12 protein-coding genes are annotated in these 14,895 nt (G+C 56.9%); 1 reads left to right on the top strand and 11 read right to left on the bottom strand.

The genetic code is table 11. The features are described from left to right. The first annotated feature begins 35 nt into the window (after positions 1-35). Positions 36-2,771 carry a bifunctional YncE family protein/alkaline phosphatase family protein gene (locus CCALI_RS10690; RefSeq protein ID WP_016483499.1) on the top strand — a complete coding sequence of 912 codons (2,736 nt, stop codon included), beginning with the start codon at positions 36-38 and terminating at the stop codon, positions 2,769-2,771. Positions 2,772-2,785: 14 nt separating this feature from the next. On the opposite strand, the gene CCALI_RS10685 is transcribed toward CCALI_RS10690, so the two are convergent. The 11 genes from CCALI_RS10685 to argC form a co-directional block, all read right to left on the bottom strand. Next, positions 2,786-3,736: a bifunctional riboflavin kinase/FAD synthetase gene (locus tag CCALI_RS10685; protein WP_016483498.1), complete on the bottom strand. Its 951-nt coding sequence runs from the start codon at positions 3,734-3,736 to the stop codon at positions 2,786-2,788. Beyond that, entirely contained in the window at positions 3,733-4,737 is a 1,005-nt protein-coding gene (truB, locus tag CCALI_RS10680; RefSeq protein WP_016483497.1) for a tRNA pseudouridine(55) synthase TruB, read from the bottom strand. The genes CCALI_RS10685 and truB overlap by 4 nt, the downstream gene beginning before the upstream one ends. Further along, positions 4,679-5,434 carry a class II aldolase/adducin family protein gene (locus CCALI_RS10675; RefSeq protein ID WP_016483496.1) on the bottom strand — a complete coding sequence of 252 codons (756 nt, stop codon included), beginning with the start codon at positions 5,432-5,434 and terminating at the stop codon, positions 4,679-4,681. Before CCALI_RS10675 ends, truB begins: the two co-directional genes overlap by 59 nt. A 158-nt stretch (positions 5,435-5,592) precedes the next feature. Next, positions 5,593-6,549: an SDR family oxidoreductase gene (locus tag CCALI_RS10670; RefSeq protein WP_016483495.1), complete on the bottom strand. Its 957-nt coding sequence runs from the start codon at positions 6,547-6,549 to the stop codon at positions 5,593-5,595. 158 nt (positions 6,550-6,707) lie between these two features. Further along, positions 6,708-8,090, bottom strand: a complete 1,383-nt coding sequence (gene argH, locus CCALI_RS10665; protein WP_016483494.1) for an argininosuccinate lyase — start codon at positions 8,088-8,090, stop codon at positions 6,708-6,710. A gap of 37 nt (positions 8,091-8,127) precedes the next feature. Next, the gene (locus CCALI_RS10660) at positions 8,128-9,423 is read right to left on the bottom strand and encodes an argininosuccinate synthase (protein WP_016483493.1); all 1,296 of its coding nucleotides are present in this window, start codon (positions 9,421-9,423) and stop codon (positions 8,128-8,130) included. A gap of 5 nt (positions 9,424-9,428) precedes the next feature. Further along, positions 9,429-10,427 carry an ornithine carbamoyltransferase gene (gene argF, locus CCALI_RS10655; RefSeq protein ID WP_016483492.1) on the bottom strand — a complete coding sequence of 333 codons (999 nt, stop codon included), beginning with the start codon at positions 10,425-10,427 and terminating at the stop codon, positions 9,429-9,431. Between the two features lie 15 nt (positions 10,428-10,442). Next, positions 10,443-11,669 carry an acetylornithine transaminase gene (locus CCALI_RS10650; protein ID WP_016483491.1) on the bottom strand — a complete coding sequence of 409 codons (1,227 nt, stop codon included), beginning with the start codon at positions 11,667-11,669 and terminating at the stop codon, positions 10,443-10,445. Positions 11,670-11,713: 44 nt separating this feature from the next. Further along, entirely contained in the window at positions 11,714-12,574 is an 861-nt protein-coding gene (argB, locus tag CCALI_RS10645; protein ID WP_016483490.1) for an acetylglutamate kinase, read from the bottom strand. Between the two features lie 10 nt (positions 12,575-12,584). Continuing rightward, positions 12,585-13,808 carry a bifunctional glutamate N-acetyltransferase/amino-acid acetyltransferase ArgJ gene (argJ, locus tag CCALI_RS10640; protein WP_016483489.1) on the bottom strand — a complete coding sequence of 408 codons (1,224 nt, stop codon included), beginning with the start codon at positions 13,806-13,808 and terminating at the stop codon, positions 12,585-12,587. Next, positions 13,805-14,848, bottom strand: coding sequence for an N-acetyl-gamma-glutamyl-phosphate reductase (gene argC, locus CCALI_RS10635; protein ID WP_016483488.1), 1,044 nt, complete (start codon positions 14,846-14,848; stop codon positions 13,805-13,807). Before argC ends, argJ begins: the two co-directional genes overlap by 4 nt. Positions 14,849-14,895 lie beyond the last annotated feature (47 nt).

The raw sequence follows: 14,895 nt of genomic DNA, 5'->3' as shown, positions 1-14,895 counted from the left end.
GTTCTGCATCCTGTTTACCGAGGAGGAGCTGCAGCATGAATAAAAGGGTGCTTGCAGGGCTAACAGGACTGTTAGCGGGTGGGACGATCTGCTTTTTTGGATTTTCATGGCCCGGATCACAGAGAGCACAAAGAGCCACTTTTGCTCTGGAGGACTATAGGGCGCCCGCGGGGGACCGCCCAGCCCTTCGTAACCCAAACGGAACCTCGATCTTGCCTAACGGCCGCCTCATAACCCCCATAGGGCAAACGGCTCTCGTTGCTCCACACCCCTACGGGCTTTGCCTCCGCTCCGATGGAGATCTCCTGGTTGCCTCCTGCAGCGGCACAGGACCTTTCACGCTCGAAATCTTTGAACGGCCTCAAACGAGCCTTGCGATACATCATACCGTCCCTGTCCAAGATGCTTTTATGGGCTTGGCCTTCAGCCCAGACGGCGACTGGCTCTACGCGGCCGGCGGAGATAGGGGAAACATCCTCCGATACAACCTTCGCACACAACAGCTGGCGTCGAGCTGGAATCTTGACGGCCCCACAGATGGACATGAGTGGCGGCATAGCTATGCCGGTGACATAGCCCTGAGTCCAAACGGCCGCTATCTTTACGTGGTAGACCAGGCCAACTTTCGTCTCGTGGTGATGGACGTAGCGACCGGTAAGGCCCTTCATTCCGTGCCCACGGGGCGCTATCCTTTTGGATTGGCCCTTACCCCAAAAGGCGATCGTCTCTGGGTGGTAAACGTAGGTATGTTTGCCTATAGTCCCATCCCCGAAGCCGCCAATGGACATCGCGGCCTGCCTTTTCCACCCTTCGCTTTCGGCTCGAAAGCGGCGCGCGATGGCGTCAAGATAGAGGGACGTTTTATACCGGGGCTTGGCAACCCCAATGTGCCTGAAAGCTTCAGCGTTTGGGGTTTCGATGTGTCTAATCCTCCGACCGCTCATGTGGTCCAAAAAATAAAGACGGGCTGGCTTGTCGGACAAATGACCCCACAAGGCTTCCCTGCTGTGGGCGGCAGCGCCCCGAGCGCGGTGGTGACCACCGAAAATCGCATCTTCGTCTCTAATGCCAACAACGATATGGTGCAGGCGTTCGATGTCTCTAACGGCAAACGGCTCTGGTCTACGCTTATTACGCTTACGCCAGCTACAGCTCGATGGCGCGGCGTAATGCCCTTTGGTCTCGCGCTCTCTCCAGATGAGAATCGGCTCTACGTGGCCGAAACGGGAATCAACGCGGTGGGTATTCTCGATGCCCACACAGGGCGGGTGCTTGGCCATCTCCCCGTGGCCTGGTGGCCGGCGAAACTGCAGATCTCTGGAGATGGCAAAACGCTTTTTGTGGCCTGCTCAAAAGGCTTTGGCTCCGGCCCGAACGCTGGTCCTAACTTTCATGAGGGCCCAGAGGGAACTTATGTGGGCAATCTGTTGCAAGGAGTCATCGAGCGCATCTCACTCCCACCCGACTCTGAACTAACGGCCTATACCCATCGTGTTCTCGAGAACAATGGCCTGTTGCCTCACACATCACCGGAAGCCACCGCTCTCCCCTCGCTTACGCAGCTACGTAGCCACATCAAGTATGTGGTGATGATTGTAAAAGAGAATCGCACTTTCGATGAGGTTTTCGGGGCGCTTCCCAACGTTAACGGCCTCCAAGAGCTGGCTCGTTTTGGAGCTCCGACGCGCTACGGCCCTTATCCTGACGTGATTGTCATGCCAAACCATCTCGCCCTCGCACGGCGCTTCGCTCTTTCAGATAACTTTTACACGGACGGCGATGTCTCCGCCGACGGACATCGCTGGCTCGTAGGCGTCTATCCTAACCCCTGGATGGCCACTAACTACGTGCAAGCCTATGGGGGGCACAGCACGTTTGGGCTGGACGAGGTTGGCCGACGTGCTCTTTTTGGAAGCAACGCCTCGTTGGCTCCAGAAGACTACTTGGAGGCCGGCAGCATTTGGGACAACTTAGCGCGTCATCATGTGCCCTTCCGCAACTACGGAGAGGGATTTGAGTTTGCCGGTGTCGAGGAAGACGCTGGGGAAAAGCCCACAGGGGCCATCGAGACCGTCAACATTCCCATGCCCGCTCCCCTCTTTGCCAACACGTGTCGCACCTACCCGCAGTTTAACCTCAACATTCCCGACCAGTACCGTGTTGATCAGTTTTTGGCGGATTGGAAGGCCAATGGCTTTGACGACCCTGCCCGCATGCCTCGTTTCCTCTACTTCCACCTGCCAAACGACCACGGCGCCGAGCCTCGTCCGAAGGATGGCTATCCTTTCCACGCCTCTTATCAGGCGGATAACGATGACGCTTTGGGTCGCCTCATCGCCTTCTTTTCCCGAACCCCCTATTGGAAACAGATGGCCATCTTCGTTACCGAAGACGACTCGCAGAGCGGGGTAGATCATGTGGACGCCCATCGCTCCATCTGTCTGGTGATCAGCCCTTGGGTGAAACCTGGCTACGTCTCGCATCAGCACACTAGCATCGCCAGCATCCTGAAAACGGAGGAGGAGCTTTTGGGATTACCCCCCCTCAATCTCTACGACGCCCTTGCCACGGACCTTAGAGACTGTTTTGGGAACACTCCAAACGTTCGCCCCTATACTCCTATCCCCGTGGACAAGCGCATCTTCGATCCGGCGCGGGCGAAAGATCCCAAAGATCCAACCACAGCGAACGAACCGCCCGGCCCTGCTATGGACGACCCAGAGTACATCATGCGTTCTCTCGCCCGTCAATCGCACACAAGGGAAAGATAGCGAGCATCTCCGGCCTAAGAGGCCGAAGAGGGATTGGGCATCCCCATCAAAACCTGGCGGGCTGCGGCCACGTCGCAGGCCATCTGCGACTGCAGGGCCTCTAGCGAGTCGAAGCGCTCCTCGCCACGTAGGCGCTGCACAAAGCGAACCTCCAAAATCCGATCGTAGAGATCGCCCTCAAAATCGAACAGGTAAACCTCTATTGCGCGTCCAGCGCCCTCTATTGTCGGGCGCTCTCCAATGCTGCACACGCCGGGCCAAAGACCACCGTCCTGCGACACCCACACCGCGTAGATGCCATCGGCAGGAACCACTTGCCGATAAGTTGGCTCCAGATTCGCCGTGGGATAACCTAACTTTCTGCCGAGCCTCTGCCCCTGCACAACCCTCCCCTCCAGCCAAAACGGGTGCCCCAACACGGCCTCAGCTTCCGCTATATCACCCGAACGCAGGCACTCCCGCGCGCGGGTGCTGCTGGCCGGTACCCCGTTCACGATCACCGGGTCTACTGCATGCACCTCAAAACCGTAGCGGGCTTGTACTCCCAAAAGATAGGCCAGGTTTCCTGCACGCCCCTTGCCGAAACAGAAATCGCGTCCCTCTACAATCGCTTTCGCACCGCACAAACCTACCAAAATGCGATCCACGAACTCCTCGTGGCTGAGATTGGCCAATGCCGTATCAAAATGGGCGATCACCAAAATATCTACCCCCAACTGCTCGATAAGCCGGTTGCGCTGATTTGGGGTCGTGATGTAGGGCGGCGCCTCCGTGGGACGCAACAGCTCTGCCGGATGGCGGTCGAAGGTGAAGACGAGCGCTGGCCGACCATGTGTATGGGCATTCTCGACGGCCGTTCGAATGATGGCCTGATGTCCCACATGAACCCCATCGAAGGTTCCTATGGCCACCGTCGTCGCGGAAAAAGGCGCTGGGATTTTATGAAGGCCTTCATACAGAATCATAAGTGCAAAACTTTCACCGGTTGCAGTCTACTCTCTTCTATCCGTCCCACCCCGATGAAGTTCCCATCGGCATCGAGAAGCGCAACAAACTCGTTCGGCGACGCTAGCTGCATCGGTTCAAGAGCGGAAAGGGGTACGGCCTGACCGTGACGAATGCGCTGCACCTGTAACTCGGAAAGAACGACATGCGGCCGCCCGGCCATTGCGACGATCGGGGGGAGCAGCACCTCTTGCAACTTTCCCTCTACAATTTTCGTTTCGAGAACATCGAGCGTGACCGCCTGTTCTAAAGTAAAAGCGTGCTGTTCGTCCGCACCTACCCAGACGCGTCGTAAAGACTGCATTGTGCCTCCCACTTCCAAAGCCGCCCCTAGGTCCTCTGCAAGAGAGCGAATATAGGTACCGCTAGAACAGACCACCTCCAGCTTTGCCACCGGATGATCGCCCGCACGAAAGTCGAGCAGCTCCAGACGCTCGATCTGAACGGTTTGTGGCGCTCGCTCCACAACCTGCCCTTCACGGGCTAAGTCGTAGAGACGACGGCCTTGGTGGCGCTTGGCGGAAACCATGGGAGGAACCTGTTGAATGAGGCCACAAAAACGCTTTAGAATCGGCTTGAGAGCCTCCGCTGTAAGATGACCGGCATCGCGCTCACGTAGCACCTTGCCGGTAATGTCAAGCGTATCCGTTTCGATACCGAACACAACCTCGGTGAGATAGGCCTTTCGAGATGCACTGAGATACTCGGCCAAGCGTGTGGCCTGGCCGACGCAAAGCACGAGCACGCCGGTTGCCAAAGGGTCTAACGTGCCCGTATGCCCCACACGGCGCACACCGAGACGCCTACGCACCCACTGTACGACGTCGTGCGAGGTTCTATGTGCCGGCTTATCAATAACAAGCAAGCCGCTTAGCGTGGGGGATTCGGTTGCGCTGGCCATCTCATTTACACGGTCTATCTTCCCCACGTTGCCCAAGCTGACGTTGGCGGTAGTGCTCATCCGGCCGCGTATGAATGCGGCGCACGGCCTCTTCGGTAAGGAAGTTAGGCCCACCGGCAGCGCAGGTGCCTAAAAGAATACGTGCCGCCTTAACCGCCATAAGGGTAATGTTTTCCACCTCGCGCGCCGAACGGCCTAGCGCTATAAAACCGTGGTTCTGCATCCACACGGTCTTAGGCCACTCGCCCCACTGCTCGAAGAACTCTTCAACACGTTGTTTTATCCGCTGGGCTAGCGGAATGCCGGGATCTACATACTCCACAAAACAGGGGGCTACCCCACAGACCACAATCTCATCGGGAAAGAGCCTTCCTGCTAATAGCTCGTGCGCCCGACGCGAACAGAGAATGGAGTTGATGGCGGTCGGATGGGTGTGTCCTACAAACTGAACGCCGGGCAGCGTAAGAAAATAGGCATGGAAGAAGGTCTCTACAGAGGGAAGAACCTCCTGATCTTTCTCCGCTTTGCTCTCTAAGAGCACCTGCTTGAGAGCTGCATCAGACAGGGGCGGCCCCTCAAAACAGGCAAGAATAGGGGCAAAACGCACCCTACAAAACCCCTTTGGCCCTATGGTGCCAAGTTGTTGCCCGCTGGCCTTCACCAAAAACAGCTCTTCATTTACCTTCGCAGAGGTATTTCCCTCACCAAGAATGGCCAAATCGCGCTCTGGTGCCCCCAAAGCGCGGGAAAGCTGCACTAACTGCTCCAAAAATGGGCAACGATGAGCTCATCGAAAACTCCGCGCAGAGACCGCCGCCTCAGAGCGTGCGGAGGACGCGCGTTTCCCCTCCTTTCTACATTGTTGTTTGATGGACTGTCTTCACAGGAACATGGTGGTTTACAGGTGTGATATTTTCATGCCTTTCGGTAGGCTTCTACCGTGAGACGCAGCCCTTCCTCCAAACTTGTTGCTGGCCGGTAGCCAAGAAGGCTTTCGGCCCGCGAAATGTCGGCGCCTGAATGGCGAATATCGCCGGTGCGCGGGGCTGCATAGGTCGGACAGAGCTGGGTGCCCATCACACTCTGCAGCATCTGCCAAAGCGTGTTGAGCGTGTGCTGGCGTCCTCCGGCTATATTGAAAACCCCACCGGAAGCCTTCTCCGACGGCGCAGTAGCGGCCAGGAGATTCGCCCGTACCACATCGCCCACATAGCAAAAATCGCGCGTCTGTTCCCCATCGCCAAAAATGGTTGGCGACTTCCCTTCTAAAACAGCGGAAATAAATTTGGGAATAACGGCAGCATACGGGCTGTTCGGGTTCTGATGCGGCCCGTAGACGTTAAAATAGCGTAGTGCAACGGTCTGAAGACCGAAGATGTTTGTGAAGTTTTGTGCGTAGTGCTCCCCTGCCAACTTCTGAACCCCGTAGGGTGAAAGCGGTTTTGGAAGAACGTCTTCATGGGTAGGGATGATGGCCGTATCGCCGTAAACGGCCGCTGAAGAGGAGAACACAAAGCGCTGTACCCCCTGATCGCGAGCGGCTATCAACATGTTAAGCGTTCCTCCAATATTCACGGAATCTGCCTGGATGGGGTCTTGAATGGAGATGGGCACGGAGACCAGCGCAGCAAGATGAAACACAACCTGAACGCCTCGGCAAGCGTTGCGGCAGGCAAGTGCATTGCGTACATCCCCCTCTACGATATCAATACGCCTCTCAAAGCCACGCAGATTTTCGAGCGTTCCGGAAGAAAAGTTATCCAGCACACGTACCTTCGTCCCTTGCGAAGCCAACGTTTTTGCCAGATGTGCCCCAATAAACCCGGCCCCACCGGTTACTAGAGCGCTTTCAATTTTGGGTATAGCCTCCAATGCCTTCTCCTTAAGCATCTTGCAAAGACGCCGATGGGCTGTATTCCTATGCTACCACACTTTGCCGATAGTTCAAGCAGTTAGGTACCCGCAAACCGGTGCTCAATCCATAGTATGACAAGAAGGCCACAAAACCAGATAGACGGATGGAAAAACAGTTAGTGTGGCTCTGCTAGCTTCTGCTTTGCGTACGCCAGCTGCGCACGTACGGCATCGGGGGCTGTACCACCTTCAGAGGTTCGACTCGCCATGCTGGCACGAGGCGTCAAAAGGGCTAGAACCTCGCTATCGAACAAGGGAGAAAAGGTTTTCAAGGTGGCAACATCGAGCGCTTCGAGCTTGATCCCCTTCTCAAGGCAATAGCGCACAATGCGACCTACAATCTCATGAGCCTCACGGAAAGGCATTCCCCTACGAGCTAAGTAATCTGCAAGATCGGTGGCTGTGGAGAAATCGCCCTCCAGTACGGCCTCCATGCGCTCTGCCCGAAATCGGGCGGTCTGCAGGGTTCGCCGCAAGGCTGGTAAAATCAGCAGGAGCGTATCTACCGTGTCAAAGAGAAGCTCTTTATCTTCTTGTAAATCTTTATTATAGGCCAGCGGTATCCCTTTCAGCACGGTGAGCAGGGCGAGGAGGTTCCCATAGAGACGGCCCGTTTTGCCTCGTACCAGCTCGGCGACATCTGGGTTCTTTTTCTGCGGCATGATACTGCTACCCGTTGTAACGCTATCGTCAAGCTCCACAAACCCAAACTCAGGGCTGTTCCAAAGGATGATCTCCTCAGCAAGGCGAGACAGATGCATGCCGAGGATAGCGGCAGCCGAGAGGAACTCCACGGCGAAATCCCGATCGGAAACCGCATCAAGGCTATTGGGCAGCACCGCATCGAAGCCCAACAACTCGGCAACCCTCCGCCGATCGATGGGAAAACTCGTGCCAGCCAGAGCACCAGCACCCAACGGAAGCCGGTTGAGGCGCTTCCGACAATCGTGCAAGCGCTCTCGGTCTCTGTCTAACATCCAAAAGTAGGCCAAAAGATGGTGTGCCAACGAGATAGGCTGAGCATGCTGCAGATGCGTAAAACCGGGAAGAACCGTTTGAATCTCGCGCTCGGCCAGGGCAACCAGCGTCTGTTGAAACTCTCTGATCTCTTCGGTGAGCCTATCACAAACGTCCCGCAGGTAGAGCCGTAGATCGGTAGTCACCTGGTCGTTACGGCTCCTTGCGGTGTGCAGTTTGCCCGCCACGTCGCCTATCCGCTCATAGAGTAAGCTCTCGATGGCAGTATGCACATCTTCGGCATCCTCGGGCAGGGCGACACGTCCCTCTGCAAGCTCTTGCTCAAGGGCCTTAAGCCCCTCTACAATCTTCATAGCCTCTTCTTGAGGCAGGATGCCCGTGGCCCCCAGCATAGTAGCGTGAGCGATGCTCCCCTGAATATCCTGCCGCCAGAGGCGCCGATCAAAGGGCAGTGAACTGTTGAGCTGCGCTATCAGCGCATCGGTCTCTCCCTGAAAACGCCCACCCCACAGTTTTCGCATGGTCTCTTACTTTCTGTTCCGTAGCAAAGCGTCTCCCCTACGATGGAGTCTCTTGGGTCGTAGGCTTCGGAACGCTCGCCCCAAGCAGCGCTGGAGGAACGGGCTGGCCGGTAAGCCTTCCGCTTTGACGCAGGTGGAAGTACATGCGCGACTGTAGGCCATGTGTCTTTACAATGCCTAGTGATTCGGATTGATCGAAGGTCTTGCTATCGAAGGAGGCGAGGTCGGCGCTATAGAGGGCGTTAGGGCTGTTGCGTCCGATCACTGAGGCTGTGCCTTGGAAGAGACGCAGGTGCACCACTCCGTTGACTCGCTCCTGCACCCGCGCAATAAACGCCTCGAGGTCTTCCTTCAAAGGGTCAAACCAAAGTCCCTTATAGGCTAACTCGCCCCATTCGCGGTCTACCATGGCTTTAAATTTCAGCTCACCCTGGGTACAGACCAAGGCTTCTAGAGCCCTATGAGCGGTAAGCAGGGTCACCGCGGCCGGACACTCGTAATTTTCGCGCACCTTAAGCCCCAACATGCGGTCTTCCATAATGTCAATGCGCCCTACTCCGTGCTGTCCGGCTATGCGATTAAGGGTAGTTACGAGGCTCACGGGGTCGAGCCGTTGTCCGTCGAGAGCCACAGGCACACCCTGCTCAAACTCGATGGTAATGGTTTGTGGGGTTGGCAAACAGTTGCCCGGCCCACGCGTCCACTTGAAAATCTCTTCGGGCGGGGCGTAGTCCGGCTCCTCCAAACGCCCTCCCTCTATGCTACGGCCCCACAGATTTTCATCTACCGACCAGATGCGCTCTTTGGTCTGCGGAATGTCGAGTCCGTGGGCGTTGGCGTAGTCTATCTCCTCGCTACGCGTCCACGGCTCACGGCGTCCATCGGGCAGGCGGCGCCCCTCGCGCATAGGCGCGATGATCTCGGCCTCCGGCATGAGCGTACGCAAAATATACTCGATGCGGAACTGGTCGTTGCCTTTGCCAGTACACCCGTGTCCAAAGGCCGTTGCCCCCAACTCGCGAGCCTTCTCCACCGCCTTAAGAGCGATGAGAGGTCGTGCGATGCTTGTGGAGAGGGGATAGCCTTCATAGTCGCCATTGGCGCGGACGGCAGGCCAACAAAAGTACTCCACGAAAAGCTGTTTCGCATCTATCGTGTAGTGTTCCGCACCAAGGCGCCTTGCACGCTCCTCGGCCTGACGGATATCCTCTTCCGGCTGTCCTACATCCACCGTCACCGTGATTACGTGGTCGAAGCCGTACTCTTCACGAACCAACGGAATGCACACGGAGGTATCTAGCCCCCCCGAGTAGACAAGAACGATCTTTTTCATCGGTTTTAAAGTCCTATGATCAGCAGCAAGAGCGCTTTTTGTGTGTGCAAGCGATTTTCGGCCTGTTCAAGAATGGAGGCTTTATGCCGTTCCATCACCTCATCGGTGATCTCCTCACCTCGGTGCGCGGGCAGACAGTGCATAACGATGGCGTTGGGTTTGGCGTTGGCGAGGAGGGTCGCATTGAGCTGATAGGGCGCAAACAGTTTAGCACGTTGCTCGCGTTCGGCCTCTTGCCCCATACTCGCCCATACATCGGTGTAGACGGCATCGGCACATCGCACGGCCTCTTCCGGCTGCGAGAGCACCTCGATTTGGGCACCGCTGATGGCTGCCAGCCGGCGCGCCTCTTGAACATAGGCCTCGTCGGGGAAGTAGCCGTTAGGGCAAGCCGCGGATAAGTTTACCCCCATTTTGGCACAAGCCAACAGCAGCGCATGCAGCACGTTGTTGCCGTCTCCCACATAGGCAAGCTTGAGGCCGTTCCCCAAAGGGCCGCAGAACTCCTGGAGGGTCAAGAGATCGGCAAAGGCTTGAATGGGGTGCTCGCGGTCGCTGAGCGCGTTGATCACTGGAATAGTTGCATGTTCAGCAAGCTGCTCCACAGTGGAGTGCTGATAGACCCGAGCGGCGATGATATCCACCCAGCGTGACAGCGAGGCGGCCACATCGGGCACGGCCTCGCGCGTCCCAAGCCCCACATCGTTGGGGCCGAGATAGATGGCATGGCCGCGCAGATGCGCCATAGAAACCTCGAAGCTCACGCGCGTGCGCAACGATGGCTTCTCAAAAAGCATGGCCAGCGTGCGCGGGTAGTTCCAGTAGAGGGTGGGTTTGCGGGCCAAATCGCTTTTCTTTAGAAAAACGGCCACCTCTAGCAGCGCCCGAATCTGCTCCGTGGTGACGTCCCAAAGGGTCACCACGGAGCGTTTGCGCCAGCCGGCGGAATCGCTTTGAATGAGCTGACGAAGCTGCTCTTCGGTGGGATCGGTTGGTAAAGTCATGCAAGCGATACCTCTCTATAAGGCCGGTTGAAGGGCATATTGGAGCGCTTGAACCACTCGGTCGCAATCGGCTTTGGTGACCACAAGTGGCGGAACGAAGCGAAGCGTGCTATCCCCGATGGCGTTCGCCACGATGCCCTGCTGAAAAAGCGAATCGAGCACCGCCCTTGCTTTCGGCTGCATCAGCTCCACGCCAACCATCAAGCCCAAACCACGCACCTCCTTAATACGGTTTGGATATGCCTGCTGCAGCGCGCGTAGCCTCTCCAGGAAATAGGCGCCTATCTCTGCGGCGCGCTCCATGAGGTGCTCCTTCTCCAGTACATCGAGCGTGGCAAGGGCGGCCGCACAGGCCAAAGGCTGCCCCGCAAAAGTGGAACCGTGGTCGCCAGGCACAAGGGTATAAGCGGCCTCTCCCCGTGCTAAACAGGCTCCCATGGGAAAGCCATCGGCGATGCCTTTCGCTAGGGTCACGATATCCCCTTGTACCCCTAAGGCCTGACTTCCGAGGAAATGTCCTGTGCGTCCAAGCCCACACTGCACCTCATCAAAAATAAGGAGAACTTTTGCTTCATCGCAAAGGGCACGCACGGCCCTAAGAAAATCGGGATCGCAAGGATGAATACCGCTCTCCCCCTGGATCGGCTCGATCATCACGGCACATGTGCGCTCAGAAAGAAGGGCACGAAAGGCATTAATATCATTGAGTGGCGCATAGTGGAACCCGGGCACGAGCGGCTCGAACGGTTTCTGATATTTAGGCTGCGCGGTGGCCGTGACGGTGCCGAGCGTGCGCCCATGGAAAGAGCCATGAAACGTGATGATCTCGTAGCAGTTATCACCCCGCTGCTGCTTTCCCCACTTGCGAGCTATCTTGAGAGCGGCTTCGTTGGCCTCAGCACCCGAGTTGCAAAAAAATACGCGTTCCATACCCGTCAGCTCGCAAAGGCGCTTTGCGAGCTTGGCCTGATGCGCATTATGAAAGAGATTGCTAACATGCATCAGCGTGTGGGCTTGTTTGGCAATGGCCTCCGCAATGCGCGGATGGCAGTGGCCTACTGAAGCGACCGCAATGCCGGCCAAGAAGTCAAGATAGGCGCGCCCCTCACTGTCATATAAGGTGGTTCCCTCACCGCGTACGAACACCACGCGGCGTCGGGCGTAGGTGCCCATTACATAGCGCGAATCGAGTTCAAAAATCTCCTCTGCGTTAACTTCAGTCTGAGGCTCGACGGTCGGCATTCCTATGTATCTCCTTCCTTGTACCGCTAAACGGTATGTGTCTTCTACGCCCCTGAGCCGTGCACCATTGTGCCGATTCCTTGATCGGTGAAGATCTCGATAAGGAGCGCATGGGGCTTTCGTCCGTCAATCAGATGGCAGCGAGGAACCCCGCCCTCGATGGCCGTGATGCAGGCCTCCAGCTTAGGTATCATCCCTCTATCAGCAGCACCGGTGCGCAACATCTCCTCTGCGCGAGCAACATCCATATCCACGATAAGGCTCGATTTATCGTTGTAGTCGGCATAAAGCCCCTCGACATCGGTGAGAATCACCAGTTTGGCCGCCCCTACGGCGGCGGCAATATGCCCCGCCACATGATCGGCATTCACATTGTAGCTCTCACCATCGGGGCCTATGGCCACCGAAGAGACAACGGGAATATAGCCCCTCTCCACCAGCAGATTAAGAATGCCGGGGTTCACCCTCGCCACTTCGCCCACATACCCTAAATCGCCCTTCGGCGAGTGCATCTTGCAGGCCACAATCAGGTTGGCATCTTTGCCGCTCAGCCCAACGGCCTGCGCCCCCTGACGGTTTAGCAATGCCACAATGGACTTGTTGGTCTTTCCGGCCAGCACCATCTCTACGATCTCCATCGTGGCCGCATCGGTCACCCGTAGCCCACCCACAAAGGTAGGCTCGTACCCCATCTGTTTCATAAGGGCGCTAATTTCAGGGCCGCCACCGTGCACGAGAATAGGGCGTATCCCCACATAGTGAAGCAGCGCGATGTCTTGCATCACCTGCTCTTTCAAAGTCTCATCAATCATGGCGTTCCCGCCATACTTTACCACCACGATCTTTCCGTAGAACTCACGGAAATAGGGTAAAGCCTCAATCAACACATCGGCAGGGGTTTGCATCAGTGAACTCTCACGTATGGTATTCGGCGTTGATTCGGACATAGTCATAGCTGAAATCGCAGGTATACACCGTTGCGCTCTCCTCGCCAATGCCCAAGTCGAGCGTAACGGTGACCTCCCTCCCTTTCAGATAGGCGTGGGCGCCCTCCCGATCGAAAGGCACCGAGCTGCCCTGAGCGCAAACCCTGTAAGGCCCTATGAACCCCTCTATCCGGTTGGGGTCAAGATGCACACCCGAACGCCCGGCAGCGGCCAACAGCCTACCCCAGTTCGGATCGCACCCAAACAGCGCTGTTTTCACTAGAGGCGATTCGGCAACCGTTTTAGCCACCGTTTTGGCCGCATACCTTGTAGGCGCCCCTTGCACCGTTATGGTGACCAGCTTCGTGGCCCCCTCACCGTCGCGGGCGATCTCTTTCGCTAGCGCCGTGGCCAGGCGCGTAAGCGCCTCTACAAAATCTTCAAAAGCCTCGCCTTCGCGCGATATTTCCGCCTCACCCATGCCAGAAGCGAGCAGAAGGCACATGTCGTTTGTGCTGGTATCGCCATCTACGGTAACAGAGTTAAAGGAGGGCTCTACGGCGCGGCGCAAAGCTTCCTGCAATAGAGGGCCGGGGAGCCTAGCATCGGTGGTGAGAAATGCCAACATAGTAGCCATGTGGGGGGCGATCATACCGGCTCCCTTGCACATGCCTCCAAAACGGATAGGAGCTACCCAGTGATTGGAATCGACCAAAACAGCCCGATATTTGGGAAAAGTGTCGGTGGTCATGATAGCACGGGCGGCACGGGCATCGGCTTCGGCAGAACGCTCCAAGCGTTCGACCGCCTCAGGAATGCCTTTTTGCAACCTATCCATCGGTAATGGATGGCCAATAACGCCGGTAGAGGCGGTAAGCACGGCATCTGGCGCCACGTCCAGAAGGCGCGAGGTCCACTCCGCTAAGTTGCGGTTATCCGTCTCTCCGCGCTCTCCATTGCAGGCATTGGCGTTGCCGGCGTTGATCAGCACAGCACGCGCCACACCGCTGCTTCGCACAACGCGACGCGAGTAGCGCACACAGGCGGCCTGCACGTAGTTCGTTGTGAAAACACCGGCGACAGTGGCCATGCTATCGGACACGAGCAGAGCGAGGTCATCCCCTTCTGTCTTCAACCCGCATCGTACGGCGGCCACCACAAACCCCTCTGGGTAGGTTACCCCAGCCAACTCTTCCTTCCACAACGTGATCATGGCCAAAGGCCTCCCGAATCCAAACCAGCCGTCTCTTCAAAATGACACATCAAATTCATGTTCTGGATGGCCTGCCCCGCCGCACCTTTCACCAAGTTATCAATGGCGGAGACCACCGTTACCCGATTGGTGCGATCGTCTACCGCCAAACCGATGTGGCAGTCGTTGGAGCCATAGGTTCCTTTCGTAGAGGGCAGTCGATCGGTGAAGACGACGACAAACGGGGCCTCTTTATAGAACTCGATGTAAAGCTCCTGAAGCGCTTTGGTCGTCTGCGGTGATCGGAGTTGGGCATAGCAGGTGGCCAGAATGCCTCGCGTCATGGGAATGAGGTGAGGGGTAAAGCTGATACGCAGTTGAGGCAGGCCGGCCACATCGGCGAGCACCGCCTCGATTTCAGGTGTATGGCGATGAGTGCCCGCGATCTTATAGGCGCTCACGTTTTCGTTTAGCTCTGAGAAGTGGTAGTCGAGACCGAACTTCGAGCGACCTGCGCCGGACGCTCCGGATTTAGCATCCACGAGAATCGAGCTCGGATCAACCAAATTCGCTTTCAACAAGGGAGCCAAAGCCAAAATGGCCGCCGTAGGATAGCATCCTGGGTTGCCGACAAGTCGCGCCTTTTCGATCTGCGCGCGGTACAACTCGGGGAGGCCGTAAACGGCTTCCCGGTTCCATTCGGGGCAAGCGTGCGGCTGCCCGTACCACTGAAGGTAGGTCTCCGTGTCACGGAAACGGAAGTCGGCAGAGATATCAATGACGCGGCACCCAGCGGCCAGCAGCTTTGGAGCCAAGTGCATAGCCTTGCCGTTCTCTTGAGCAAGGAACACCACATCACAAGAGGTGAGGAGGCCTTCATCCATATCGGCAAAGCGCAACTCGGTGTAGCGTGAAAGCCCAGGAAACGCCTCGCCCAACAGCTTGCCGGCATATGTGCCCGAAAATGCGCACCGCAACTGAACGTGGGGATGCCGTAGAAGCAGCCGCAATAGCTCACCGCCCGCATAGCCAGAAGCCCCCACGATTCCTACGTTAAGCATTATCTACCCCTTTGTCAAGCGCCTGTCAGAAGCGCAAAAACGATCAA

The organism is Chthonomonas calidirosea T49, assembly GCF_000427095.1.
Classification (GTDB): Bacteria; Armatimonadota; Chthonomonadetes; order Chthonomonadales; family Chthonomonadaceae; genus Chthonomonas; species Chthonomonas calidirosea.
This window is presented reverse-complemented; position numbering and strand designations above follow the sequence as displayed.